Source organism: Pseudomonas sp. TAA207 (assembly GCF_001529285.1).
In the GTDB taxonomy this organism is placed as follows: Bacteria; Pseudomonadota; Gammaproteobacteria; order Pseudomonadales; family Pseudomonadaceae; genus Aquipseudomonas; species Aquipseudomonas weihenstephanensis.
In genome coordinates, this window is sequence record NZ_LLWJ01000065.1 from 109,635 (window position 1) to 133,429 (window position 23,795).

The 23,795-nt window shown below is 59.7% G+C and carries 19 protein-coding genes and 1 pseudogene; 13 read left to right on the top strand and 7 right to left on the bottom strand.

What is annotated here, in order from left to right; all coding sequences use genetic code 11:
- Window positions 1–325 precede the first annotated feature (325 nt).
- The 10 genes from betI (at window position 326) to yccS (ending at window position 14,834) form a co-directional block, all read left to right on the top strand.
- Window positions 326–919, top strand: coding sequence for a transcriptional regulator BetI (gene betI / locus AP059_RS11590; RefSeq protein WP_048364154.1), 594 nt, complete (start codon window positions 326–328; stop codon window positions 917–919).
- Between the two features lie 109 nt (window positions 920–1,028).
- Complete coding sequence (gene betB / locus AP059_RS11595) at window positions 1,029–2,501, top strand: betaine-aldehyde dehydrogenase (protein WP_048402204.1); 1,473 nt, start codon at window positions 1,029–1,031, stop codon at window positions 2,499–2,501.
- A gap of 122 nt (window positions 2,502–2,623) precedes the next feature.
- Window positions 2,624–4,327 (top strand): choline dehydrogenase, encoded by a 1,704-nt coding sequence (gene betA / locus AP059_RS11600; RefSeq protein ID WP_048364152.1) that lies wholly within the window; start codon window positions 2,624–2,626, stop codon window positions 4,325–4,327.
- Between the two features lie 242 nt (window positions 4,328–4,569).
- Window positions 4,570–5,265: an RraA family protein gene (locus tag AP059_RS11605; RefSeq protein ID WP_048364151.1), complete on the top strand. Its 696-nt coding sequence runs from the start codon at window positions 4,570–4,572 to the stop codon at window positions 5,263–5,265.
- 91 nt (window positions 5,266–5,356) lie between these two features.
- Window positions 5,357–6,799, top strand: coding sequence for a TldD/PmbA family protein (locus tag AP059_RS11610; protein WP_059765383.1), 1,443 nt, complete (start codon window positions 5,357–5,359; stop codon window positions 6,797–6,799).
- Complete coding sequence (locus AP059_RS11615; protein WP_059765385.1) at window positions 6,799–8,136, top strand: TldD/PmbA family protein; 1,338 nt, start codon at window positions 6,799–6,801, stop codon at window positions 8,134–8,136. Before AP059_RS11610 ends, AP059_RS11615 begins: the two co-directional genes overlap by 1 nt.
- A gap of 104 nt (window positions 8,137–8,240) precedes the next feature.
- Window positions 8,241–9,671, top strand: a complete 1,431-nt coding sequence (gene mdtD / locus AP059_RS11620; RefSeq protein WP_059765387.1) for a multidrug transporter subunit MdtD — start codon at window positions 8,241–8,243, stop codon at window positions 9,669–9,671.
- A 171-nt stretch (window positions 9,672–9,842) separates the two neighbouring features.
- A complete protein-coding gene (gene dbpA / locus AP059_RS11625; RefSeq protein WP_256209832.1) occupies window positions 9,843–11,180 on the top strand; it encodes an ATP-dependent RNA helicase DbpA in 1,338 nt (445 codons plus the stop codon).
- Window positions 11,181–11,325: 145 nt separating this feature from the next.
- Entirely contained in the window at window positions 11,326–12,504 is a 1,179-nt protein-coding gene (locus AP059_RS11630; RefSeq protein WP_059765391.1) for an NAD(P)/FAD-dependent oxidoreductase, read from the top strand.
- 155 nt (window positions 12,505–12,659) lie between these two features.
- Window positions 12,660–14,834: a YccS family putative transporter gene (gene yccS / locus AP059_RS11635; protein WP_059765393.1), complete on the top strand. Its 2,175-nt coding sequence runs from the start codon at window positions 12,660–12,662 to the stop codon at window positions 14,832–14,834.
- Window positions 14,835–14,947: 113 nt separating this feature from the next.
- Here yccS and AP059_RS11640 read toward each other — a convergent pair whose 3' ends face one another.
- Complete coding sequence (locus AP059_RS11640) at window positions 14,948–15,685, bottom strand: substrate-binding periplasmic protein (protein WP_059765395.1); 738 nt, start codon at window positions 15,683–15,685, stop codon at window positions 14,948–14,950.
- Between the two features lie 219 nt (window positions 15,686–15,904).
- Here AP059_RS11640 and AP059_RS11645 point away from each other — a divergent pair, with 219 nt between their 5' ends.
- A complete protein-coding gene (locus tag AP059_RS11645) occupies window positions 15,905–16,372 on the top strand; it encodes a GNAT family N-acetyltransferase (RefSeq protein WP_059765397.1) in 468 nt (155 codons plus the stop codon).
- Here AP059_RS11645 and AP059_RS11650 read toward each other — a convergent pair.
- The 3 genes and pseudogenes from AP059_RS11650 to AP059_RS11660 form a co-directional block, all read right to left on the bottom strand.
- The gene (locus tag AP059_RS11650) at window positions 16,363–16,659 is read right to left on the bottom strand and encodes a winged helix-turn-helix domain-containing protein (RefSeq protein ID WP_059765399.1); all 297 of its coding nucleotides are present in this window, start codon (window positions 16,657–16,659) and stop codon (window positions 16,363–16,365) included. The two genes, AP059_RS11645 and AP059_RS11650, sit on opposite strands and share 10 nt — an antisense overlap.
- 64 nt (window positions 16,660–16,723) lie before the next feature.
- Window positions 16,724–17,224 (bottom strand): YgjP-like metallopeptidase domain-containing protein, encoded by a 501-nt coding sequence (locus AP059_RS11655; RefSeq protein ID WP_059765401.1) that lies wholly within the window; start codon window positions 17,222–17,224, stop codon window positions 16,724–16,726.
- An 87-nt stretch (window positions 17,225–17,311) separates the two neighbouring features.
- A pseudogene (locus AP059_RS11660) lies at window positions 17,312–18,634 on the bottom strand (diguanylate cyclase domain-containing protein); the annotation flags it as partial.
- Window positions 18,635–18,961: 327 nt separating this feature from the next.
- Between AP059_RS11660 and AP059_RS11665 the strand changes: the two are divergent.
- Window positions 18,962–19,633, top strand: a complete 672-nt coding sequence (locus AP059_RS11665) for a polysaccharide lyase family 7 protein (RefSeq protein ID WP_059765404.1) — start codon at window positions 18,962–18,964, stop codon at window positions 19,631–19,633.
- A gap of 41 nt (window positions 19,634–19,674) precedes the next feature.
- Here AP059_RS11665 and AP059_RS11670 read toward each other — a convergent pair whose 3' ends face one another.
- Window positions 19,675–20,670, bottom strand: a complete 996-nt coding sequence (locus AP059_RS11670; RefSeq protein ID WP_305728845.1) for a cytochrome-c peroxidase — start codon at window positions 20,668–20,670, stop codon at window positions 19,675–19,677.
- Between the two features lie 240 nt (window positions 20,671–20,910).
- Here AP059_RS11670 and AP059_RS11675 point away from each other — a divergent pair, with 240 nt between their 5' ends.
- Window positions 20,911–21,255, top strand: a complete 345-nt coding sequence (locus AP059_RS11675; protein ID WP_059765406.1) for a hypothetical protein — start codon at window positions 20,911–20,913, stop codon at window positions 21,253–21,255.
- 128 nt (window positions 21,256–21,383) lie between these two features.
- Here AP059_RS11675 and dsdC read toward each other — a convergent pair whose 3' ends face one another.
- The gene (dsdC, locus tag AP059_RS11680; protein ID WP_059765408.1) at window positions 21,384–22,328 is read right to left on the bottom strand and encodes a DNA-binding transcriptional regulator DsdC; all 945 of its coding nucleotides are present in this window, start codon (window positions 22,326–22,328) and stop codon (window positions 21,384–21,386) included.
- Between the two features lie 92 nt (window positions 22,329–22,420).
- A complete protein-coding gene (dsdA, locus tag AP059_RS11685) occupies window positions 22,421–23,773 on the bottom strand; it encodes a D-serine ammonia-lyase (RefSeq protein ID WP_059765410.1) in 1,353 nt (450 codons plus the stop codon).
- Between the last annotated feature and the right edge of the window lie 22 nt (window positions 23,774–23,795).

Below are 23,795 nucleotides of genomic sequence, written 5' to 3' on the forward strand. Positions count from 1 at the left end.
ACTGGACCCGTTCATGTGCTCAGCCAACGCACCGTGTGCAGGCGTGAGCGTGGTCGCGATCGTCTCAACAGCACCGTGCCTGCTCGGCTACCGCGCGTATCGGTAAAGACCTTCGCGACCCCGTTCGCTCCTACAGACGTAAGGGATTCAGAAGAAATTACAGTGTCGTTTGGCGCCATTCATGCGTAGGGAAACGGCATCAATCGCGACGAATTGTCGCAGATAGTATTCTTTGTTGATTGAACGTTCAATCAAAACAAAATAGACTGGCCGCCGTTCAGTGATCTTTCCTGCACTGTCCGCCGGCCCAAGGAGATGAGCAAAAATGCCCAAGGTCGGTATGCAACCCATACGCCGTCAACAGTTGATCGAAGCCACATTGCAGGCCGTCGATCAGGTTGGCATGGCGGATGCCAGCATTGCGCTGATTGCCCGTTTGGCCGGTGTGTCGAACGGCATCATCAGCCACTATTTTCGAGACAAGAACGGTCTGATTGCCGCCACCATGCGGTACTTGATGAACGTCTTGATCGACAACGTCACCGAGCGCCGCCAAGCGCTGGACGACGACAGCCCGAGGGCGCACTTGCAGGTCATCGTTGAAGGCAACTTTGACGCCAGCCAAGTCAGTGGCCCGGCAATGAAAACCTGGCTCGCCTTCTGGGCTGCCAGCATGCACCAACCGTCGTTGCACAGATTGCAGCGGATCAACGATCACCGCCTGTATTCCAATCTGTGCTGCCAGTTTCGTCGTGTGTTGCCGCAGGCCGAAGCCCGCTCGGCAGCGCGCGGCCTGGCGGCCCTCATCGATGGACTATGGTTGCGTGGCGCCCTGTCGGGAGATGCTTTCGACACAGAACAGGCGCAACGCATCTGCTACGAATACATGGATCTACAACTGGCGAAACAGGTGAGTTAAGCCTCAATTAACGCTTAACCCCTGAACTGTCGTGAATCTGAGTTGCCCCAGTTAGATGGCATCCCGCTCCACGATCAACGCCAACCACTTATGCACTTGCGAGGATTTTATGGCCCGTTTCGAACTGCAAAAACTTTACATCGACGGCGGCTACACAGACGCCAGCAGCGATGCAACCTTCGATGCCATCAACCCGGCTAACGGCGAAGTCCTCGCACAAGTGCAACGTGCGACCAAGGAAGACGTTGAGCGCGCAGTTGTCAGCGCTGAAAAAGGCCAGAAAATCTGGGCTGCCATGACCTCCATGGAGCGCTCGCGCATCCTGCGCCGCGCGGTGGACATCCTGCGCGAGCGCAACGATGAACTGGCCGCGCTGGAAACCCTGGACACCGGCAAGTCGTACTCCGAAACCCGCTACGTTGACATCGTCACCGGTGCTGACGTGCTGGAGTACTACGCTGGCCTGGCGCCTGCGATTGAAGGCGAGCAAATCCCGCTGCGCGACACCTCGTTCGTCTACACCCGTCGCGAGCCGCTGGGCGTTGTGGCCGGTATCGGCGCGTGGAACTACCCGATCCAGATCGCCCTGTGGAAATCCGCACCGGCGCTGGCAGCGGGCAACGCAATGATCTTCAAGCCAAGCGAAGTCACCTCGCTGACCACCTTGAAACTGGCTGAAATCTTCACGGCTGCGGGCCTGCCAGACGGCGTGTTCAACGTACTGACCGGCAGCGGCCGTGAAGTCGGCACCTGGCTGACCGAACACCCGCGCATCGAAAAAATCTCGTTCACCGGCGGCACCGACACCGGCAAAAAAGTCACCGCCAGCGCCACCAGTTCTTCCTTGAAGGACGTGACGATGGAGTTGGGCGGCAAATCGCCACTGATCATTTTTGACGACGCCGACCTGGACCGCGCGGCTGACACCGCGATGATGGCCAACTTCTACAGCTCGGGCCAGGTGTGCACCAACGGCACCCGCGTGTTCGTGCCGACTGCACTCAAAGCCGCATTCGAAGCCAAGATTCTGGAGCGCGTTGCGCGCATCCGCATCGGCAACCCGGAAGACGAAAATACCAACTTCGGCCCGTTGGTCAGCTTTGCCCACATGGAAAGCGTGCTTGGCTACATTGCCAAGGGTAAAGAGCAAGGCGCCCGCGTACTGTGCGGCGGCGAACGCCTGACCGAAGGCGACCTGGCCAAAGGCGCATTCGTGGCACCGACCGTGTTCACCGATTGCACCGACGACATGACCATTGTTAAAGAAGAAATCTTCGGCCCGGTGATGAGCATCCTCACCTATGACACCGAAGAAGAAGTGATCCGCCGCGCCAATGACACCGAGTTCGGTCTGGCTGCGGGCCTGGTGACCAAAGACCTGAACCGCGCTCACCGCGTGATTCATCAATTGGAAGCGGGTATTTGCTGGATCAACGCCTGGGGCGAGTCCGACGCAAAAATGCCGGTGGGCGGCTACAAGCAGTCGGGCATTGGCCGTGAAAACGGTATCAGCTCGCTGGCTCAGTACACCCAGATCAAATCGGTACAGGTAGAGCTGGGCGATTACGTCTCGGTGTTCTAAACCTACCTGACAGCCGATTACTTGTCGTCGCTGCCGCAGGCTGCGAAGGGTTGCACAGCAAGCCTTCGCACCAGCCCTGGGCAGCGACTACAGCGTTCTTTATTTATACGAGGGTGCATTTTATGTCCCAAGAATTCGACTACATCATCATTGGTGCCGGTTCTGCCGGTAACACCCTGGCGACCCGTCTGACTGAAGACCAAGGCGTCACCGTGCTGCTGCTTGAAGCTGGCGGCCCGGACTACCGTTTCGACTTCCGCACGCAAATGCCTGCGGCACTGGCATTCCCGCTGCAAGGCCGCCGCTACAACTGGGCCTTCGAAACCGATCCAGAGCCACACATGGATAACCGCCGCATGGAATGTGGCCGTGGCAAAGGTCTGGGCGGCTCGTCCCTGATCAACGGCATGTGCTACATCCGCGGTAACGCAATGGATTACGACGGCTGGGCGAAAAACCCGGGCCTCGAAGACTGGACGTACCTGGACTGCCTGCCGTACTTCCGCAAGGCTGAAACCCGTGACATCGGCCCGAACGACTACCACGGTGGCGACGGTCCGGTCAGCGTGACCACGCCTAAAGCCGGGAACAACGTGCTGTTCCACGCCATGGTTGAAGCCGGTGTACAAGCGGGCTACCCGCGCACCGAAGACTTGAACGGCTACCAACAGGAAGGTTTCGGCCCGATGGACCGTACCGTGACGCCGAACGGCCGTCGCGCCAGCACCGCCCGCGGTTACCTGGACACGGCCAAGCAGCGTTCGACGTTGAAAATCGTCACCCACGCCTTGACCGACAAAATCCTGTTTGAAGGCAAGCGTGCCGTTGGCGTGTCCTACATGGTCGGCGACAGCGACACCCGCATTCAGGCCAAGGCCCGTAAAGAAGTGCTGCTGTGCAGCGGCGCCATCGGTTCGCCGACCGTGCTGCAACGCTCCGGCGTCGGCCCGGCCGAGTTGCTTAACAGCCTCGACATCCCGGTGGTTCATGACCTGCCAGGCGTGGGCCGGAACCTGCAAGACCACCTTGAGCTGTACCTGCAATACGCCTGCACCCAGCCGGTGTCGCTGTACCCGTCACTGTTGTGGTGGAACCAGCCGGCAATTGGCGCTGAGTGGATGTTCCTGGGCAAAGGCATTGGCGCGAGCAACCAGTTCGAAGCCGGTGGTTTTATCCGCACCCGCGAAGAGTTCGAGTGGCCAAACATTCAGTATCACTTCCTGCCGGTCGCGATTAACTACAACGGCAGCAACGGCGTGAAAGAACACGGCTTCCAGGCACACATGGGTTCCATGCGTTCGCCGAGCCGTGGCCGGATCAACGTGAAGTCCAAAGACCCGCGTGAATACCCAAGCATCTTGTTTAACTACATGGCCGCCGAGCAAGACTGGCAAGAGTTCCGTGACGGCATCCGCCTGACCCGTGAAATCATGCAGCAGCCTGCGCTGGACGCTTACCGTGGCCGTGAAATCAGCCCCGGTATCGACAAGCAGACGGACGAAGAGCTGGACACGTTTATCCGCGAACATGCCGAGACCGCGTTCCACCCCTCTTGCTCGTGCAAAATGGGCACCGACGAGATGGCCGTGGTAGACGGCGAAGGCCGTGTGCATGGCATGCAGGGTCTGCGTGTGGTCGATGCCTCGATCATGCCGCTGATCACCACCGGTAACCTGAACGCCCCAACGATCATGATCGCCGAGAAAATCGCCGACAAGATCCGTGGTCGCCAGCCGTTGCCGCGCAGCACCGCTGACTACTATGTGGCAGGTGATGCACCGGTACGCGGCAAGCCGCTGCGTGACGTGAGCCGTACCGCGCAGTAACAGCGATCAATAGGCAGTCGCTGCCGCAGGCTGCGAAGGGGGGGTTGTCCCCCCGTATTCTTGAACCCGCCACACCCCTCATCGCAGCCTTCGGCAGCGACTACGGGGTGGGTGTCGTTCATTGTTTCATCTTCCCCCCGCTTGCCCCGGCCTCAACGCAGGCCTAATCTAGTGCCTCGTTTCGCGCCTCACCCCCCCGCCCCACCCGACACGCCAGCACCTGCCTGGCCAAGAGGTTTTCTATGTTTGATGTTGTCTCTTCGAGCAAATGGCCAACCGGCTTCCTGATTAATCCAAACGCAGAACCTCTCGATCCAAAATGGCTGACCGAGTTCAGCAAGATCCCTGCCGCCGCTGTCAGCGACTGCCTGGGCCGCAACGTTGGCGGCCTGGGTCTCAAGTCGTTCCACGGCAACCGCCCGATGCTCGGCAGCGCACTGACCGTGCGCGTGCGTCCCGGCGACAACCTGATGATTCTCAAAGCCATGCAAATGGCCCGCCCCGGCGATGTGCTGGTGATCGACGGCAGCGCCGACCTGACCCGCGCTGTATTTGGCGGCATCATGCGCGCCATGGCCCTTAAAGCCGGCATCGTCGGCGTTGTGATCAACGGTGCCCTGCGCGACCTTGACGAGTGGCAAACAGGCGAGCTGCCGGCTTACGCCATCGGCGGCGTACACCGTGGCCCGAGCACAGACGGCGGCGGCGAAATCAACGTGCCGATCTCGTGCGCGGGCATGTTGGTCATGCCTGGCGACCTGATGATTGGCGATGGCGATGGCGTGGTTGCCGCATCACGCACTGAGCTGCCAGAGTTGCTGATCCGCTGCCACGATCTGTTGGCGCGTGAACAAGCGACCCTCAAGGCCATTGAAGAAGGCACGCTGGACCCGGACCGTTTTGACGCCATCCTGCGCGCCAAGGGTTGCCCGGTTTAAATCGCTGCCCTGAGTCCCCCTCACCCTGTCCCACGCCTGCGGGAGTAGGTTCGGGTGAGGGCGCTTTCGCTCTCAACCAGGAGGTCTGTGCATGTTTGATTTCTACCCTCAGCTCAAGCAGCGCTTCGACGCGCTGCGCACCCGGGCCGAGTTCTTTTCGTTACGTTATGTGCGCGAGTCCGGGCAATACCTGTCGGTACGCAAGCATGTCGCAGAACCGCCTTCTTTCAATCACGACCAAGGCGCAATGCTGACCGTGCGCATCAACGGTGTCGAGGCTTATGCCGCCACCAATGACCTGTCGCAAGCCGGTTTGCAAGCCGCGCTGGAACGGGCCGAAGCGCAGGCCAGCCTGATCGCCCCCCACACGCTGCTCGACCTGAGCCAAGAGCCGGTGTCGGGCGAACGCGCCGATTACTGTTCGCCCAACCTCGACCAACCTTTCCCCTCGCTCAGCGAGTGCTTTGAGCTGCTGAGCGCCGAATCTGCCGCCGTGCCCAACGATGAGCGGCTGGTGAGCTGGGATGTGGGCCTGGGCCTGAATCTCGTCGAACAGATTTACCTCAACAGCGCAGGCGCCGAGTTACGTCAGGCGCAGCGCTTTGTTTATCCGGGTATGTCAGTCACCGCGTACGACGGCCACGACAGCCAGACCCGTAGTTTGGGCCGCGACAATTTTGGCCAGCAAGGCGGTGCCGATGTCATCAGCCGCTGCGGGCTGATCGGCGCAGCCCCGCAAGTCGCCGACCAAGCCTTGCAATTACTGCTGGCGGCCAACGCACCTCAAGGCAAATGCGACCTGTTGCTGATGCCGGACCAGATGATTCTGCAAATCCACGAGTCCATCGGCCACCCGCTGGAACTGGACCGCATTCTGGGTGATGAGCGTAATTACGCGGGCACCAGCTTCGTTAAGACCAGCGACTTCGGGCACCTGCAATACGGTTCGAAATTGCTCAATGTGACGTTCGACCCTACCCTCCCTGAAGAGCTTGCCAGCTACAGCCATGACGATGACGGCACGCCCGCGCGTAAGGAATACCTGATCCGCGAAGGCTTGCTGTTGCGTCCATTGGGCGGTGCCTTGTCGCAATTTCGCTCCGGCCTCGAAGGCGTGGCCAACAGCCGGGCCTGTGGCTGGAATCGTCCGCCGATTGATCGCATGGCTAACCTCAACGTCGAGCCAGGCGAGCAATCGATGCAACAACTGATTGGCGGTATCGAAAGCGGCATCCTGATGGCGACCAACCGTTCGTGGTCGATTGATGATGCGCGCAATAAATTCCAGTTCGGCTGCGAATGGGGTCAATTGATCGAGAATGGCGAACTCAAGGGCGTGGTGAAAAACCCCAACTACCGGGGCATTTCCGAACAGTTTTGGCGCAGCCTGAGCGCCGTGGGCGACGCCAGCACCTTTAAAGTGCTGGGCACGCCGAACTGCGGCAAGGGCGAGCCCAACCAAGTGATTCGCGTGGGGCATGCCTCGCCCGCGTGTGTGTTCCGTGACATTGATGTGTTTGGAGGTGACGCCTGATGAGCACCCGACTGAGTCAGGCCGAGCAGTTCCAAGCGCTGGTTGCGTGGCTGCGCACAGCGATCAACAGCCCTGAGCAATTCACCGTGAGCTATGACGCTGAAGCCTCGCAGTTCATTCGTTTCAACAAGGGCCGGGTACGTCAGGCCGGGCAGGTACAGCAGGCGAGTCTGAGCCTGAAACTGATCCACGAAGGGCGTCACGCCGATGTCAGCATGACGCTTGCCGGGGCCACCGAAGAGGATCAACGCCGGTTGGCCAGCGCCTTGCAGCAACTGCGCGACACCCTGCCCTTGCTGGCGCCAGACCCCTATTTGCTGCTCAATCCGCAGCCGTGGCACAGCCATAATGTGCAAGACCCGCCGCTGCCCGACACGGCGCAGGTGCTGGCAGACATTCGCCGTGCCAGCGAGGGCGTCGACTTGGTGGGCTTTTATGCCTGTGGGCCGATCAGTGTGGGCTACGCCAGTTCTGAAGGTGCGTTTGGCTGGCATCAGGCCAACAGTTTCAACTTCGACTGGAGCCTGTTCCACAGCAACGGCCAAGCGGTAAAAGCCAGCTACGCGGGCGCCGACTGGAACAGCCAGCGCTTTGCCCACCGTATGCGGCAGGCCCGCGAGCAGCTTGCGTTTCTGGGGCACCCGGTGCAGGTGCTGGCACCCGGTGAATACCGCGCCTATCTGGCCCCGGCGGCCCTGGAAGAAGTCATGAGCATGCTGACCTGGGGCGGGTTCTCGGCGCAGGCGCTGGCCAGCAAATCCAGCCCGCTGCAAAAGCTCTACGCAGGCGACGCCCACTTAAGCCCGCTGGTGTCGCTGGATGAACACGTCAGCCAATCGTTAAGCCCTGCGTTTTCGGGTGAAGGCTACCCGCGTCAGGACTTGTCGCTGGTCAAACACGGCAAGGCCAATCAGCAACTGGTGGGTTCACGCAGTGCCGCCGAATACGGCCTTGAAGTCAACGGCGCGCCGTGGGGCGAGTCCCCGAGCGCACTGGCGATGGCGCCCGGTACGCTGGCGCAGGCCGACATTCTCAAGCAACTGGGCACCGGGCTGTACATCAGCAACCTGTGGTATTTGAACTACTCTGACCAACCGGCAGCCCGCCTGACCGGCATGACGCGTTTTGCGACGTTCTGGGTGGAAAACGGCGAGATCAAGGCGCCGGTCAATACTATGCGCTTTGATGACAGCGTCTACAGTTTGCTGGGTTCACAGCTAGAAGCACTGACCGTAGAGCGCGAGCTGCTGCTGTCGGCCAGCACCTATGACCAACGGCAAACGGCGTCGAATTTATTGCCGGGGGCACTGGTCAAAAAACTTACGCTGACGTTGTAACCGACCTGTAGTCGCTGCCGAAGGCTGCGAAGGTTGCTCGCTAAGGATCTCATCGCACCCTGCGGCAGCGACTACACAGAGTTTTGATCAGAAAAAGAGGTCCTATGCCCGCACGCCCGGTTCTGAGTCCTGAAACGCTGCGCTGGTTGCCGTGGGTGGTGGCCATCGCGTTTTTCATGCAGTCGCTCGACGGCACCATCCTCAACACCGCGCTGCCCGACATGGCCAGCGACCTGAAAGAAAACCCGCTGCGCATGCAAGGCGTGATCGTCGCCTACATGCTCACGGTCGCGCTGCTGATACCGGCTTCGGGCTGGATCGCTGACCGCTTCGGCACTAAAAAAATCTTCTTTACCGCCATTCTGTTGTTCAGCTTCGGATCGTTGCTGTGCGCGCTGTCAGGCACCCTCAACCAGTTGATCGGCGCCCGTATCATTCAGGGCCTTGGCGGTGCGCTGATGCTGCCCATCGGGCGGCTGGTGGTGCTCAAGGCCTACCCGCGCTCGGAGCTGGTACGCATCATGGGGTTTATCACCATCCCCGGCCTGCTCGGGCCGTTGATCGGTCCCACTATGGGCGGCTGGATGGTGCAGTACCTGAGCTGGCACTGGATCTTTTTGATCAACTTGCCCGTGGGCGCATTTGGCTGCTGGGCGGTGTGGCACTTCATCCCGGACCTGCGCGGCGATGAGCGCACACGATTCGACGGCCTGGGCTTTGTGCTGTTTGGCGCAGCGATGGTGTTTATCACCATTGCGATGGAAGGCTTGGGCGAGTTGCACATGCCGCACCTGCGGGTCATGTTGCTGCTGTTTGCGGGCATGGCGTGCCTGGCGGCGTACTGGCTGCGCGCCGGTAACATCGCCAACCCGCTGTTTTCGCCCAAGCTGTTCAAGACCAAAACGTTTGCCGTGGGCATCCTGGGTAATCTGTTCGCCCGCCTGGGCAGCGGCGCACTGCCTTTTTTGGTACCGCTGCTGCTGCAAGTGGCGCTGGGCTACTCACCGTCCCAGGCCGGGATGAGCATGCTGCCGCTGGCCGCCGCGGCCATGTTGGCCAAGTGGATTGCACGGCCGCTGATCGAGCGTCTGGGCTACCGCAAAGTGCTGACGATCAACACCTTTGCGCTGGGCATCATGCTGGCCAGCATGGGGCTGGTGACGGCGCACACGCCGTACCCGCTGCTGCTCGCAATGCTGGCCGTGCTCGGTGCGATCAACTCGCTGCAATTCACGGCGATGAACACCGTCACCCTGATCGACCTCGATGACGCCAGCGCCAGCAGCGGCAACAGTTTGCTGTCGGTGGTGGCGCAACTGTCGCTGAGCCTGGGCGTGGCCTGTGCGGGCGCCTTGCTTGGTGGGTTCACCGGGGATGGCGGCAGCGACGGGGTCGACACCGTGCTCGGCGCGTTCCAGCTGACCTTCCTCACAGTGGGCATCATGGCCATGTTGGCAGCGGCGATCTTCCTGCAACTGTCGCCTCAGGACGGGCGCAAACCCAAAGCCAACTCGGAGCATGAGCTGGAGCATTGATCCCGGCTGTAGGCGCCAGCGTGCTGGCGCCTACAGGTTCTGCACCGCAACTCGTCCAGAATCTTCAGGCAAAGGGCGCTGGGCTGTTACACTGCGCGACATTTTGTTTTGCAGGCCAGTCCCGTGACCACCATTGCCACCGCTTTTAACACTCTGCCTCTGTCCGCCGCCATGTTGGCTAACCTCGACTCACTCGGTTATGCCCAGATGACGCCGATTCAGGCGCAGAGCTTGCCGGTGATCCTCAAGGGTATGGACCTGATCGCTCAGGCCAAGACCGGCAGCGGCAAGACCGCCGCCTTCGGTATCGGCCTGTTGAACCCGATCAATCCGCGCTTCTTCGGCTGCCAGGCGCTGGTGATTTGCCCAACCCGCGAACTGGCTGACCAGGTGGCTAAAGAAATCCGCCGTCTGGCCCGCGCCGAAGACAACATCAAAGTGCTGACCCTGTGTGGCGGCGTGTCGTTCGGCCCGCAGATCGGCTCGCTGGAGCACGGCGCGCACATCATCGTTGGCACGCCAGGCCGCATTCAGCAGCACTTGCGCAAAGGCTCGCTGGTACTCGACGGTTTGAACACGCTGGTGCTCGACGAAGCTGACCGCATGCTGGACATGGGCTTTTACGACGCCATCGAAGACATCATTGTCAAAACCCCGGAACGTCGCCAGACCCTGCTGTTCTCGGCCACCTACCCGGCGGGCATCAAGCAGTTGTCGTCCAAGTTCATGCGTAACCCGCAGCAGGTCAAGGCCGAAGCCCTGCACACCGACAGCCAGATCGAGCAGCGTTTCTACGAGATCTCCCCTGAAGAGCGCATGAGCGCCGTGACCAAGGTGCTGGGCCATTTCCGTCCACAATCCTGCGTGGCGTTCTGCTTCACCAAGCAGCAGGTTCAGGAAACCGTAGATCACCTGACCTCCAAAGGTATTTCGGCCGTTGGCCTGCACGGCGATCTGGAACAGCGCGACCGTGATCAAGTCCTGGCGATGTTTGCCAACCGCTCTACCTCGGTACTGGTGGCCACTGACGTGGCAGCCCGTGGCCTGGACATCGACGCACTGGACATGGTGCTCAACGTTGAGTTGGCCCGCGACAGCGAGATCCACATTCACCGTGTAGGCCGTACCGGTCGTGCGGGTGAGAAAGGTATCGCCATCAGCCTGGTTGCCCCGTCTGAAGCGCACCGCGCCCAAGCCATCGAGCAACTGCAAAAAGCCCCGCTGAACTGGGAAAACCTGGACAGCCTGACCTCGCAGGGTGGCGCTCCGTTGCTGCCCTCCATGAGCACGCTGGTGATCGGTGCCGGTCGTAAAGACAAAGTGCGTCCGGGTGACATTTTGGGCGCACTGACTGGCGATGCCGGTATTCCGGGCGCTCAGGTGGGCAAGATTGCCATCTTCGACTTCCAGGCCTATGTCGCCGTCGACCGCACCATCGCCAAGCAAGCGGCACAGCGTTTGAGCGAAGGTAAAATCAAAGGCCGCGTGTTGCGCGTGCGCGTGTTGTAACACCGCTGTAACGGCTCCCTCACCCCAACCCTCTGCCTGAGGGAGAGGGGGCTGATCTGTACAGCATTCAAGATCACCTCAATCAAGCGCCCTCTGCCTTCGGGCGAGGGTTGGGGTGAGGGCCGCTTTTAATGAGGATTCAGTTTTGCGCTCTACCGACGTTGTAATTATTGGCGCTGGCGCCGCAGGTTTGATGTGCGCGCTGACCGCTGCCGGACGTGGGCGCAAGGTGATGCTGATTGACCACGCCAACAAGGCGGGCAAAAAAATCCTCATGTCCGGCGGTGGCCGCTGCAACTTCACCAATATGTACGCCGAACCCAACAACTTCCTGTCGCAGAACCCGCACTTCTGCAAGTCGGCACTGGCCCGTTACACCCAATGGGATTTCATCGCGATGGTGGCCAAACATGGCGTGCCGTATCACGAGAAAAAACTCGGCCAGCTGTTCTGCGATAACAAATCCAGCGACATCCTCGACATGCTCCTCGACGAGTGCAAACAGGCGGGCGTGAGCCTGCACCTGGACACCTCGGTGGAGCAGATCGAAAAAACCGACACCGGTTACAGCCTCAACACCACGCTGGGCCCGATCAACTGCCCGTCGTTGGTGATTGCCACCGGCGGGCTGTCGATTCCGACCCTCGGCGCGACCGGTTTCGGTTATCAAGTGGCCAAGCAATTGGGCCATACGCTGCTGCCAACCCGCGCCGGTCTGGTGCCGTTTACCATCACCGACCAGCTCAAAGAGCTGTGCACGGAGCTGTCGGGGACTTCGGTGGACTGCCTGGTGAGCTGCAATGATCAAAGCTTTCGCGAAAACATCCTGTTCACTCACCGGGGGCTGAGCGGGCCGGCGATCTTGCAGATTTCATCGTTCTGGCTCCCTGGTGACACGGTTGAGATCAACCTGCTGCCCGACGTCGACGCGCTGGACTGGCTGCACACCCAACAAGCCGAACGCCCCAACAGTGAGCTGAAAACCCTGCTTGGCGAAATCTTCACCAAGAAGATGGCCAATCTGTTGGCCGAGCACTGGTTTGTGTCCAAGCCGATGAAGCAGTACACCCCGAATGAACTGGCAGAGGTGGCCGACAAACTGGCGTGCTGGAAGGTTGTACCGGCAGGCACCGAAGGTTATCGCACGGCGGAAGTGACACTGGGCGGGGTGGATACCCGCGAGGTGTCGTCCAAAACCATGGAGTCGCTGAAAAGCCCCGGCCTGTACTTTGTCGGCGAAGTGCTGGATGTGAGCGGCCATCTGGGTGGGTTCAACTTCCAGTGGGCGTGGGCATCGGGTTACGCGGCCGCGCAGTACGTCTAACCCTCGCCTGAAGCGGCGAGCGTTTAATCATCAACGCTCGCCGCCTTCGCGTTCATGGGCGCAAAAATAATTTGAGCGCGATGTGAACAGTGTCATTGCACTGTCGTCTTAACTGGCTCAATTTAGCGAAACGACTCGCAAGGCCACGCCACTTCATGTCATCGAAAACTTTTCAGCAGTCTTTGCGCCGCCTGTGGGCGCGGGACAAGTTCAGTTACAGCGTTCGGGTGTTTATCGCCCTGACTGGCAGCATGGCTTTTTGCTGGTATCAAGATGAGATGAAGCTGCTGATCCCGCTGTTTCTGGGGATCATCGCCAGCGCCCTTTCCGAAACCGATGACAGCTGGCAAGGCCGTCTCAACGCCTTGCTGGTGACATTGGTGTGCTTCACCGCCGCCGCGACTACCGTCGAGCTGTTGTTCCCCTATCCGTTGCTCATGGTCTGCGCACTGGCGCTGGCCGCGTTTGGCCTGACCATGCTCGGTGCGTTGGGCGAACGCTATGGCGCCATTGCCTCTGCCACGCTGATCCTGGCGGTGTACACCATGATCGGCGTCGATCAGCGCGGCGGCGAAGTCACCGATTTCTGGCACGAGCCTCTGCTACTGGTGGCCGGCGCGGCCTGGTACGGGTTGCTGTCGGTGCTGTGGCAAGCGCTGTTTTCCCATCAGCCGGTGCAGCAAAGCCTGGCCCGGCTGTTCTGGGAGTTGGGGCTGTACCTCAAGCTCAAGTCCTCATTGTTCGAACCGATCCGCACGCTGGATGTAGAAGCCGGGCGTCTGGACCTTGCGCGGCAAAATGGCAAGGTGGTCGCCGCACTGAACACGGCCAAAGAAATCATCCTGCACCGCGTCGGCAACTCGCGGCCCGGGTCCAAACTCAGCCGATACCTGAAGCTGTATTTCCTCGCCCAAGATATCCACGAGCGCGCCAGTTCTTCGCACTACCCGTACAACGCTTTGGCCGACGCCTTCTTTCACAGCGATGTGATGTTCCGCTGCCAGCGCCTGCTGCGCCAACAAGGCGTGGCCTGTCAGCGCCTGTCGGACTCGATCAAACTGCGCCAACCGTTTGTCTACGACGACAGCTTTGCCGAAGCCCTGAGCGACTTGCACGCCTCTCTCGAACATCTGCGCATTCAGAGCAACCCGGCCTGGCGCGGCTTGCTGCGCTCGCTGCGCGCGCTGGCTGCCAACCTCGGTACGCTCGACCGGTTGTTGAGTGACGCCAGCAACCCCGACACCCTGGCAGACGCCACCGACAGCAGCTTGCTGGATCGCTCGCCGCGCAACCTCAAAGACGTCTGGTCGCGGCTGCGCCAGCACCTGACGCCGACCTCGCTGATCTTCCGCCACGCCCTGCGCTTGCCTTTGGCCTTGTGTATCGGTTTTGCGATGGTGCACTGGATTCACCCGACGCAAGGTTACTGGATCATCCTCACCACGCTGTTTGTCTGTTCGCCCAGCTATGGCGCCACACGGCGCAAGTTCAGTCAGCGCATTATCGGCACGGCGATTGGTCTGGCCGTGGGTTGGGCGCTGTTCGACCTGTTCCCCAACCCGCTGATTCAATCCATGTTCGCGGTGGCCGCAGGCGTGGTGTTCTTTATCAACCGCACCACGCGCTACACCTTGAGCACCGCCGCGATCACCCTGATGGTGCTGTTCTGCTTCAATCAAGTGGGCGATGGCTACGGGCTGTTCCTGCCGCGCCTGTTCGACACACTGGTGGGCAGTGTGATTGCAGCGGCGGCGGTGTTCCTGTTCTTGCCCGACTGGCAAGGCCGCCGTTTGAACAAGGTGCTGGCCAATACCTTGAGCTGTAACAGCCAATACTTGCGGCAGATTTTGCAGCAGTACGCGCAGGGTAAAACGGATGATCTGGCGTACCGGCTGGCGCGACGCAATGCGCACAACGCGGATGCGGCGCTGTCGACCACACTGGCCAACATGCTGATGGAACCGGGGCATTTCCGTAAGGATGCCGACATGGGTTTCCGCTTTTTGGTGCTGTCGCACACCCTGCTCAGCTACTTGTCAGGCTTGGGCGCGCACCGCGACACCCCCCTGCCGGGGGACGTACGTGAGCAGTTGATTGAGGGCGCGGGGCGGCGGATTGCCGACAGCATCGACCTGATCGCCCAAGGGTTGGCCGCCAAACAGCCGGTGGCGGTGCAAAGTGATGAAGAAGAAGCGCTGGCCAATGAACTGGAGCAGATGCCGGACGAACTGGACGAAAGCCAGCGACTGGTGCAAACCCAGCTGGCACTGATTTGCCGCCAGCTTGGGCCGTTGCGCACGCTGGCGGCGCATTTGATCAAGACTGCGTAGCGCTGCTCGTCAGCGACCGCTGCGTATATTCATGCACGGTAGTCGCTGATCAGGCACGAGGCTGCGATCGAGCGCAACGCACGCCTGAACCCAGGCACCTCGGTGAGGATGGATCACATCCCATGCGCTTTGAGCAACCGATCAAAGCTGCCGTCGGCTTTCATGGCGATGATTTCGCGGTCAAAGTCCGAGACGATTTTGGCGTGGTCCGGGTTCTGTAGGCTGACCAGAATATGCAGCTGGTTTTCGCTCAACACCTTGGGCATAAACTCCACCGCATTGCGCACCCGCGCCGACTCACGCGCCAGCCGATACCGCGCCACGTACTCGTCTTCCAGGGTCAGGCTGACACGTCCGGCCACCAGCATGCGCACGGCCATCGCAAAGTTATGCACAGGTATTTTTTTGAGCTGGGTGTGGGTGTCAAATTCTGCCGTGTAGGCGTAACCCGGCACATAGGCAATGCCATAGCCGGATAACTGCGCGAGCGTGGTGAAGTCCACCGGGGAGTCTTTGCGCCGAATAAAACGCAGACGATTTTGCAGGTAGGGGGCCGAAAACTCGCCAATTTTCATGCGGTCCTCGTCGTACCAGGCATTGACCAGAATGTCGTAGCGCCCGTTGCGCAAGCCCATCATGGCCCTGGCCCACGGCACCTGCTCGAAACCGCTGCTATAACCCGCGCGAGCCAGGGCCGTACTGACCAGATCGGTGGCCAGCCCGCCATTGACCAGCGTGCCATCCGTAAAGGGAGGCCACAGGTCCCCCACCAGACGCAGCGGTTCAGCACGCGCGTGCTGTGCCAATAAGGTCAATCCCGACACAATCAAAGCCCGACGCAAGCGAGACATGCAAGATCCTTAATGGGTAGCTGCTTATTGTTATTTAGCTAGCATTTAGCCTGGGGCATCCTGATCGCGGTCAAGGCACGCATTCGCGGCCTGATCAAAGATAACCGGCAACGGCCTGAAGTTGATATCAAAAAGCCGCATCCGTTGACACTTTTACGCTTGGCGCCCATCGGTATCACGCCTAGTATCTGGCCATCGTCTCTCTCTCAGGACAACACCGTGACCACCGACTGGATCTGTAAACACCACAGCGACTTGGGCAAAGAACAGCTGTACGCCCTGTTGAAACTGCGTTGCGACGTCTTCATTGTTGAGCAGAAATGCGCCTACCCCGACATCGACGGTCAGGACCTGGAGGGCGATACCCTGCATGTAATGGGTTGGCAAAACGATGAACTGGTGGCCTATGCGCGATTACTGGATCCGGCTTCACACGCGGGGGATGTGATCATCGGCCGCGTAATCGTTGCCCAACAGGCCCGAGGAAAAAGCCTGGGCCACGATTTGATGGATTACGTACTGAAGAACATTAAAGAGAACTGGCCGTATGAGCCCATTTTTTTGTCGGCGCAAACGGAAGTCCAATCGCTTTACGCCAACCACGGCTTTGTCGCCGAGGGCCAGGAGTACCTGGAAGACAACATCCCCCATATCGGCATGCGCCTGACCCCAGGCGATCAGGGATAACCCAGCACCCGCTTGATCTGTTCCACATGCTGGCCAACCCACGCACTGTCGATCGGGCCCCAGCTGTGGATCTGATAACGCCCCGCATGGTTGCGGGCGCCGTCCTGTTGCTCGAACTCACACACGATGTCCAGATCGGCCAGCGCGGCAATGGTGTCCTGCGCGGTACGGCGCGGCATGCCCGTGACTTCGGTCAAGCCCGGGACGCTACTGGCCAGCTGGCTGTCAATCAGCCAGGCCACGTACAGACGCCGATAAAAACTGCTTTTGGTTTTGCTGACTTCCATTCAACACTCCTGCTACAGGTTAGATTGCCGCGTTGGCGAGCACGCTCGCAGCGTCTACGGCCCGTCAGGTTTTACCCTGCAAATCGCGCCACGTCAGGTACACCCGCAAGTCGAACTCCAACTGGTGGTAACCCGGCTGCATGTACTCGCACAACTTGTAAAACGCCTTGTTGTGATCGGACTCTTTGAGGTGCGCCAGTTCATGCACCACGATCATGTTCAGAAACTCGGGGGCGGCATCCTTGAACAGCGAAGCCACACGCAGTTCTTTCTTGGACTTGAGCTTGGCACCCTGCACCCGTGAAATCGTGGTGTGCAAACCCAATGCGCGGTGGGTCAAATCCAGTCGGTTATCAAACAGCACTTTGTCAAAAGACGGTGCGTTGCGCAGGAACTCCTGTTTGAGTTCCAGCGCATAGGCATACAGCGCTTTGTCGCTTTGTACCGCATGTTTGGCGGGGTAGCGATCACTCAGGTAAGCACCCAGTTGATCGCGCTCGATCAGGTGGCGCACTTGATCCTGCAACGTCTGGGGGTAAGCCTGAAGGTATTTGAGAACGGTCATAGGGGCCAACGCACAGCGTAAAAGTGCGCCAGTGTAGCGGCGCCACGGCGATTACTTCCAGTGAAGGGGGTTCTGGAGCGTGTCGGCACTCAGTTGCGCCTCATAAAAACGGTACTGTTGACGTCCGGCGCGCTTGGCCTCGTACATCGCCGCGTCGGCTGAACGCAGCAACGTTTCGAGATGGGCATCACCGCCCAGGCAGACCGCAATTCCGATGCTGACACCCAGGCTGACGTCCAGCCCCTGGAGGTGCTGGCGTACCGCAATCTTGTCGATCAGTTGCTCCGCGAGCTGCGCGGCCTCACGGGGATCATCCACATTCAAAAGCAGGGTGAATTCATCCCCGCCGATACGCCCCAGAATATCGCCAGGCCGGGCGCAGTGCGCCAATTGGTCAGCGACCCAACTCAACGCCCGGTCTCCCACTTCATGCCCCAGCGAATCATTAATACGCTTGAAACCATCCAGGTCCAGGTACAACAGCGCCCGCAACTGGGTACTCGCCTCATCCCGTGACAGCACCTGTTCAACGGCTCGCTGAAAGCCCCGGCGGTTGAGTAATCCCGTCAACGGGTCAGTCACGGCTTGCAGCTCAAGCTGATGGTGCAGCAGGCAGACTTCAGACATGTCCAGCACCGTGACGACCATCGCCTGTTGCTGGCCGCTCAAGGGCGCGCAGGATAGCGTCACAGGCAACAATTGAGCGTCAACGCAGCGCAAAATGGCGTCGTGAACGCGATAGGTTTCCCCTCTTTGGTACCCGTGATAAATGGCTGACTCAAACCAGTCAGGTACATGGGGCTTTTGCAGAAAGTCCAGTAGCGGCACCCCCTTCAGCGCTGCCACCGGCACTTTGAGCAACCGCGAAATAGCAGGATTGGCAAAGCGGATACGGCCGTCTTCATTGACCACCAAAATCCCCTCTGCGGCGTTCTCCAAAACCGAGGCGTTGAACGCTTGGGCAATCTCCAGATCGTGGCTCAAGCGACGCAATGCGCGGGTATTACTCTGCTGCTCAAGCAGTGCCTGCACTTTGGGTTTGAGGATCTGCTCGTCAAACGGCTTGAGCAGGTAGTCCACCGCGCCACAGGCGTAGCCCTCCAGCACGGCATCACGCGATTGCGCATTGGCCGTCAAAAAAATAATGGGGGTAAAGCGAGTGCGCTGGCTGCCACGCATCAGTCGGGCGACTTCGAACCCGTCCATGCCTGGCATGTGCACGTCCAGCAGCACCAGGTCGACCTCATTGCGCAACAACATATCCAGCGCGGCCACACCGGAGGCAGCGGTGAGAATTTGCCAATCTTCACGCTGCAACAACGCCTGCATGCTGATCAGATTTTCGGGGTAATCATCCACTACCAAAAGAACTGAGCCGGTGTTGACTGGCTTCATGTGCACGCATTCCATGCTGCTTCTCTATTTGACTGTCCTGAACTCAGGTGAAAACCGGACAAAACTGAGGGTTAACTCTAAACCCGAGCCTCACAAAGCAGAAGTGACACGCAGCTACACATGTGGACATAAATGGATCCAACCGACTAACGGTATCGCTGTTTATCCCTTCTTGTAATGCGGGCTTTACGCTTGCGTGACCATTCGTTGACGCCAATAAAAAAGTGCCATCACTTTAACTGGCCATACCGTTCGTCCTATAAAGACCGCCCTTCAAAGCCATGGACCAATCGCCTCAACCGCGTTTGATGCCTGTAAGTGCCGCTGCCCAAGGCCTGAAACATGATCGATCTGGCAACTTGGAACCTGAGTGTTCCTGTCGGCACTACGCCGACGACCATCGACACCCCTCGCCTGCTTAAAGGTTTCAAGAATGTGTATTTTCACGCCGACACCGGCACCCTGTTTTTTTGGGTACCCGTCACCGGCAGTACCACCGTCAACGCCATCTACCCTCGCAGCGAACTGCGCGAGACCCGTGCCGATGGCTCCCTGCGCAACTGGCTATACCCCAGCGCCAACCATTTTTTGAATGCCACCCTCGCGGTCAATCAAGTGCCGTCATCGGGCAAGATCGTGATCGGGCAGATCCATGCGTTTCAAAGCCAACAGCCCATGCTCAAGCTTGAGTACCAGTACAAAACCAGCAAGCTCAGTGGCAACCTGGTGGCCAAGGTGCGCATACGGCCCAATGACACCACGATAAAAACCGTCATCGTGGCCGAAAATGTGCCGCTGGCAAAAAGCTTCACCTATGTGATCAACCTGACACCCGACGGTACGCTGAACATCAAGGGCGCCAATAAGGAGTGGCACAGCCCCATCAGCGCCACCTGGCGCGACAAACCGCTGTATTTCAAGGCGGGCGCCTACGTGCAGGACAACACCGGCAATAGCAAGGAAGGCGCTCAGGTCACGTTCAGCAAGCTGGACATCGACCACGACGCGCCGTGAGTCAATCGCAGAGCCGCACCGGCGGCTCTGCGATCAGCGCATCACTGACCGAATGGCACGGGATGCGGGGTTTGCGGGGAGGAAGGTGGCAGCTGCGGCAACTTGAAATCCGGCTGATCGCCGGTCAGGGTTTTAAGAAAGGCCACGATCTGGCCGACTTCTTCCTGGCTCAACTTGCGACCTAATTGCAGGCGGGCCATCACATCCACTGCCTCGTCCAGATTCCAGTACGCGCCGTCATGGAAGTAGGGGTAGGTCAGTTCCACGTTACGCAAGGTCGGGACCTTGAACAGCATGCGGTCGGTGTCTTTACCCGTCAGACCTGCCACACCCTGCGAGGGGTTTTGGGTGACATACGGTTCGATCATGCCCATCTTCTGCATCGACGCACCGCCCACCGCTTCGCCGTTATGGCACGCAATGCAGCCCGTGCTTTTGAACAGCTCATAACCTTTGAGTGCGGTAGGGCTGATGGCGTCTTTCTCACCCTTCAACCAGCGATCGAACGGCGCATTGGGCGTGACCAGGGTTTCTTCAAACGCCGCCAGCGCATCGGTGATGTGGTCGATGCTGACCGTGTCGTCGCCATACACCGCCTTGAAAGAGTCGCGATATTGCGGGATCGAACGCACCACATCGGACGCCAGGTTATGGGTAAAACCCATCTCACCAGGGTTGGCGATAGGCCCACCGGCCTGTTCCTTGAGCGTCTTGGCGCGCCCGTCCCAAAACTGCACCACGTTCAGGCTGGAATTGAGCACGGTCGGCGAGTTGATCGGCCCTTGATGCCAGTTGTGCCCGATTGAGGTGGGCAAGTTATCGCTGCCGCCCATGCTCAGGTTGTGGCACGAGTTACAGGAAATAAACCCGGACCTGGACAAGCGCGGGTCAAACCACAACTGCTTACCCAGCTCCACCTTCGCCGGGTCGGTTATGTTCGCCGGTTGGATCGGCTGTATCGGTTCATTCATGGGCGCAGCGGCCCACGCCTGCGCCCCCAGCATCAAACTACAGAGTGCGACCCACGGTTTAATCACGGTTGTTCTCCATCACGTTATGGTTTTTTGATCACTATGGGTCAGTTGGCGTGATGGCCAGATGATGCGGGTCAAGGGATGCGGACCCGGCAAAAAGTCGGATGTTTCCACATGTAAATGAAGGGCGTTTCCGAGAAGGTGTTTTCACCTCAGCCACTGCTTGCGGGCCGGAAAGTCAGCGGACTATCTTCTTGAGTCGCCGAGTGCCTTGGCTCAATTGATGATCCCAGTGGAACAACCATGAAAAAAAAGCGCGACGATCACCAGCATGACGAAGCGACCCGGCGCATTGTGGATGAGCTTGATGCCGAGCCTGCGCCGCTCGACAGCCTGAACCCGACCCGCAACGATGACGTTTCCCCGGCCTCGCCTTTCGCCGTGCGGGGCAACGTACGGGCGCTGGAGGCGTTGAAGCATGTGTCGATGCTGCTCAAAAGCGCCGAAGAAGTCTCGGATGAAATCACCGAGCGGGCCAGTGGCATTGAGCGCGGTTTGGTGTGGTCGCTGGTGCACTCGGTCGAAATGTCACGCTCGCTGGTGGATGCGCTGCTCAAAGGCAACGGCGTCGACCCCGAGTCGCTGTAGGCACAAAACCTGTAGCCGATGACGCGTAATGCGAGATTGGATACCTCAGATACAGACCCACCAGCGCAACGCGCCCGATCGCAGCCTCGTTCCTCGACAGCGACTACAAAACGCGAATACACCTCTCCTTACGTGACCGTCTGCTGCGCGCATTCGTGCAGCCAGTCGATAAATACCTGCACGCGTTTTGGCAGGGCGCTGAGCGGTGAATGCACCAGGTAATAGTCGTAGTGCCCGCACACACTGAAGTCGGCAAAAGGCAGGATCAATTCGCCGCTATCCACGCGCTTTTGCACCAGTTGCTCACGACCCATGGCAATACCCGCGTGGTGCATGGCGGCTGTCACGCTCAAGTCTGAGCGATCAAAGGTCAATGTGCGTTTGGGCAGGGCATCGAGCAGGTTGTGCTGCTGCGCCCACAGCGTCCACTCGGCATCGAACGCCGCATGGTCCCAGGCCAGAGAGTCGTGCAACGTGGTGCACAACTTCAAGTTTTGCGGGTTATTGAGCAAGTCGTGACGCTGCGCATACGCAGGGCTGCACACCGGGGCCAGACGTTCTTGCATCAAACGCTGGCTGGCCAGGCCCGGAAACTCGCCATTGGCGTAATACAAGGCCAAATCGAATTTGCGGGTGCGAAAGTCGACGTTGTCATTGCCCACGCGCAGGTCCAGTGAGACCGAAGGGTATCGCTCTAGAAAGTCGGCCAGCCGGGGGACGAGCCAGCATTGCGCGACCGAGGGCCTGACATACAGCGCAATCGAGCCAGCAATGTCGGCCTGTGACGAGTGCTCAAGGGCCTCGGACAACTCGCCCATCGCCTGCTGCAAAATGTCAAAAATGCGTTCGCCTTCATCGGTCAGGTTGACCTGACGGGTCAGACGCTGGAACAACTTCATCTCCAGTGCCGTTTCAAGCCGACTGATCCGGTGGCTGACCGCACTGGCGGTCAAGCACAGTTCTTGCGCAGCCCGCGCGAAACTCAAATGCCGCGCAGCCACCAGAAACGTATGCAGGTTGGCAAACTGGCTACTGTTGAGCCTGGCACTGATGCGCGGGGGAAGGTTGAGCATGGGGATGTGAGTGAGCCAAAAGGGTGATCAGGCCGGATATGGCCGGGTTGCATAGTGCCATATCCGGTGTGATGCCTGAATCGTGTATCGGCTCAACCTTGGGCCAGCAACGCGCGGCCCTTGCTGATGTAAGCATCCATCTCGTCTGCGGGCACCCGATTGCCGCCCGTGGCCCAGATCAGGTGGGTGGCGTTTAGCATGTGTTGCGCCTCCAGCCCCACGCGGGCCAGATAGCCTTGCCGGTCGGCCTGCACCCTGGCAATACCGGGTACGCCCGCCAGCGCAGAGGGTTCAAGGCGCAGGCCTTGATTGCGCTCCATCAGGGCCAGCAGGCTGTACATTTCTTCGTCGCTGACGGTGTAAAAACCATCGAGCAGACGCTGCATGGCCTTGCCCACAAACCCGGAAGCACGGCCCACGGCCAGCCCGTCGGCGGCCGTCACGTTATCAATCCCGAAATCCTGAACACTGACCTGATCATGCAGCCCGGTGTACACGCCCAGCAGCATGCAGGGCGAATGGGTAGGTTCGGCGAAGATGCAATGCACGGCATCGCCAAAGGCCAGCTTGAGGCCGAACGCCACCCCGCCAGGGGCGCCACCCACGCCACACGGCAAGTACACAAACAACGGATGTTGCGCGTCGACGGTGATGTGCTCATCCGCCAATTGTTGTTTCAGGCGCTCGCCGGCCACGGCATAGCCAAGGAACAAATTGACCGAGTTTTCATCGTCGACAAAATGGCAGCCCGGATCGGCTTCAGCCTGTTGTCGCCCTTGAGCAACAGCCACGCTGTAATCACTGGCGTACTCAATCACGCTCACCCCATGGGCGCGCAAAGTGTCCTTTTTCCACTGCCGCGCATCGGCTGACATGTGCACCGTCACCTCAAAGCCCAAGGCAGCGCCCATGATGCCAATCGACATGCCAAGGTTGCCGGTGGAGCCGACGGCGATTTTGTATTGACCAAAAAACGCCCGCGCCTGATCGCTGTGCAGCACGGCGTAATCATCATCGAGGCTCATCAATTTAGCGCCCAGCGCGAGGTCTTCGGCATGCTTGAGCACTTCATAAATCCCCCCTCGCGCCTTGATCGACCCCGAGATGGGCAAGTGGCTGTCGCGCTTGAGCCACAGCGCGCCTGACAAAGCCTGCCCATAGCGCTCTGCGAGCACGGTTTGCAATTGCGCGACCGGCACCACATCCGATTCAACAATGCCGTTGCTGGCCGCGGTTTCAGGAAATGCACGACGCAGGTAGGGAGCAAACCGTGCGAGCCGGGCACTGGCATCGGCCACGTCCGCAGCACCCAGCCCTACATCGCCAAGCGCCTGCGCTGCGGGTGCCAGGCCGGGGTTGAACCAGGTGGTCTCGTGCAGGGCGACCAGATCGCTAATCAGTGGATAGCTGGCGCACCAGCTTTCAAGTGTTCTGCCCAAAATCATGATGGGGTCCCTTAAACAGTCA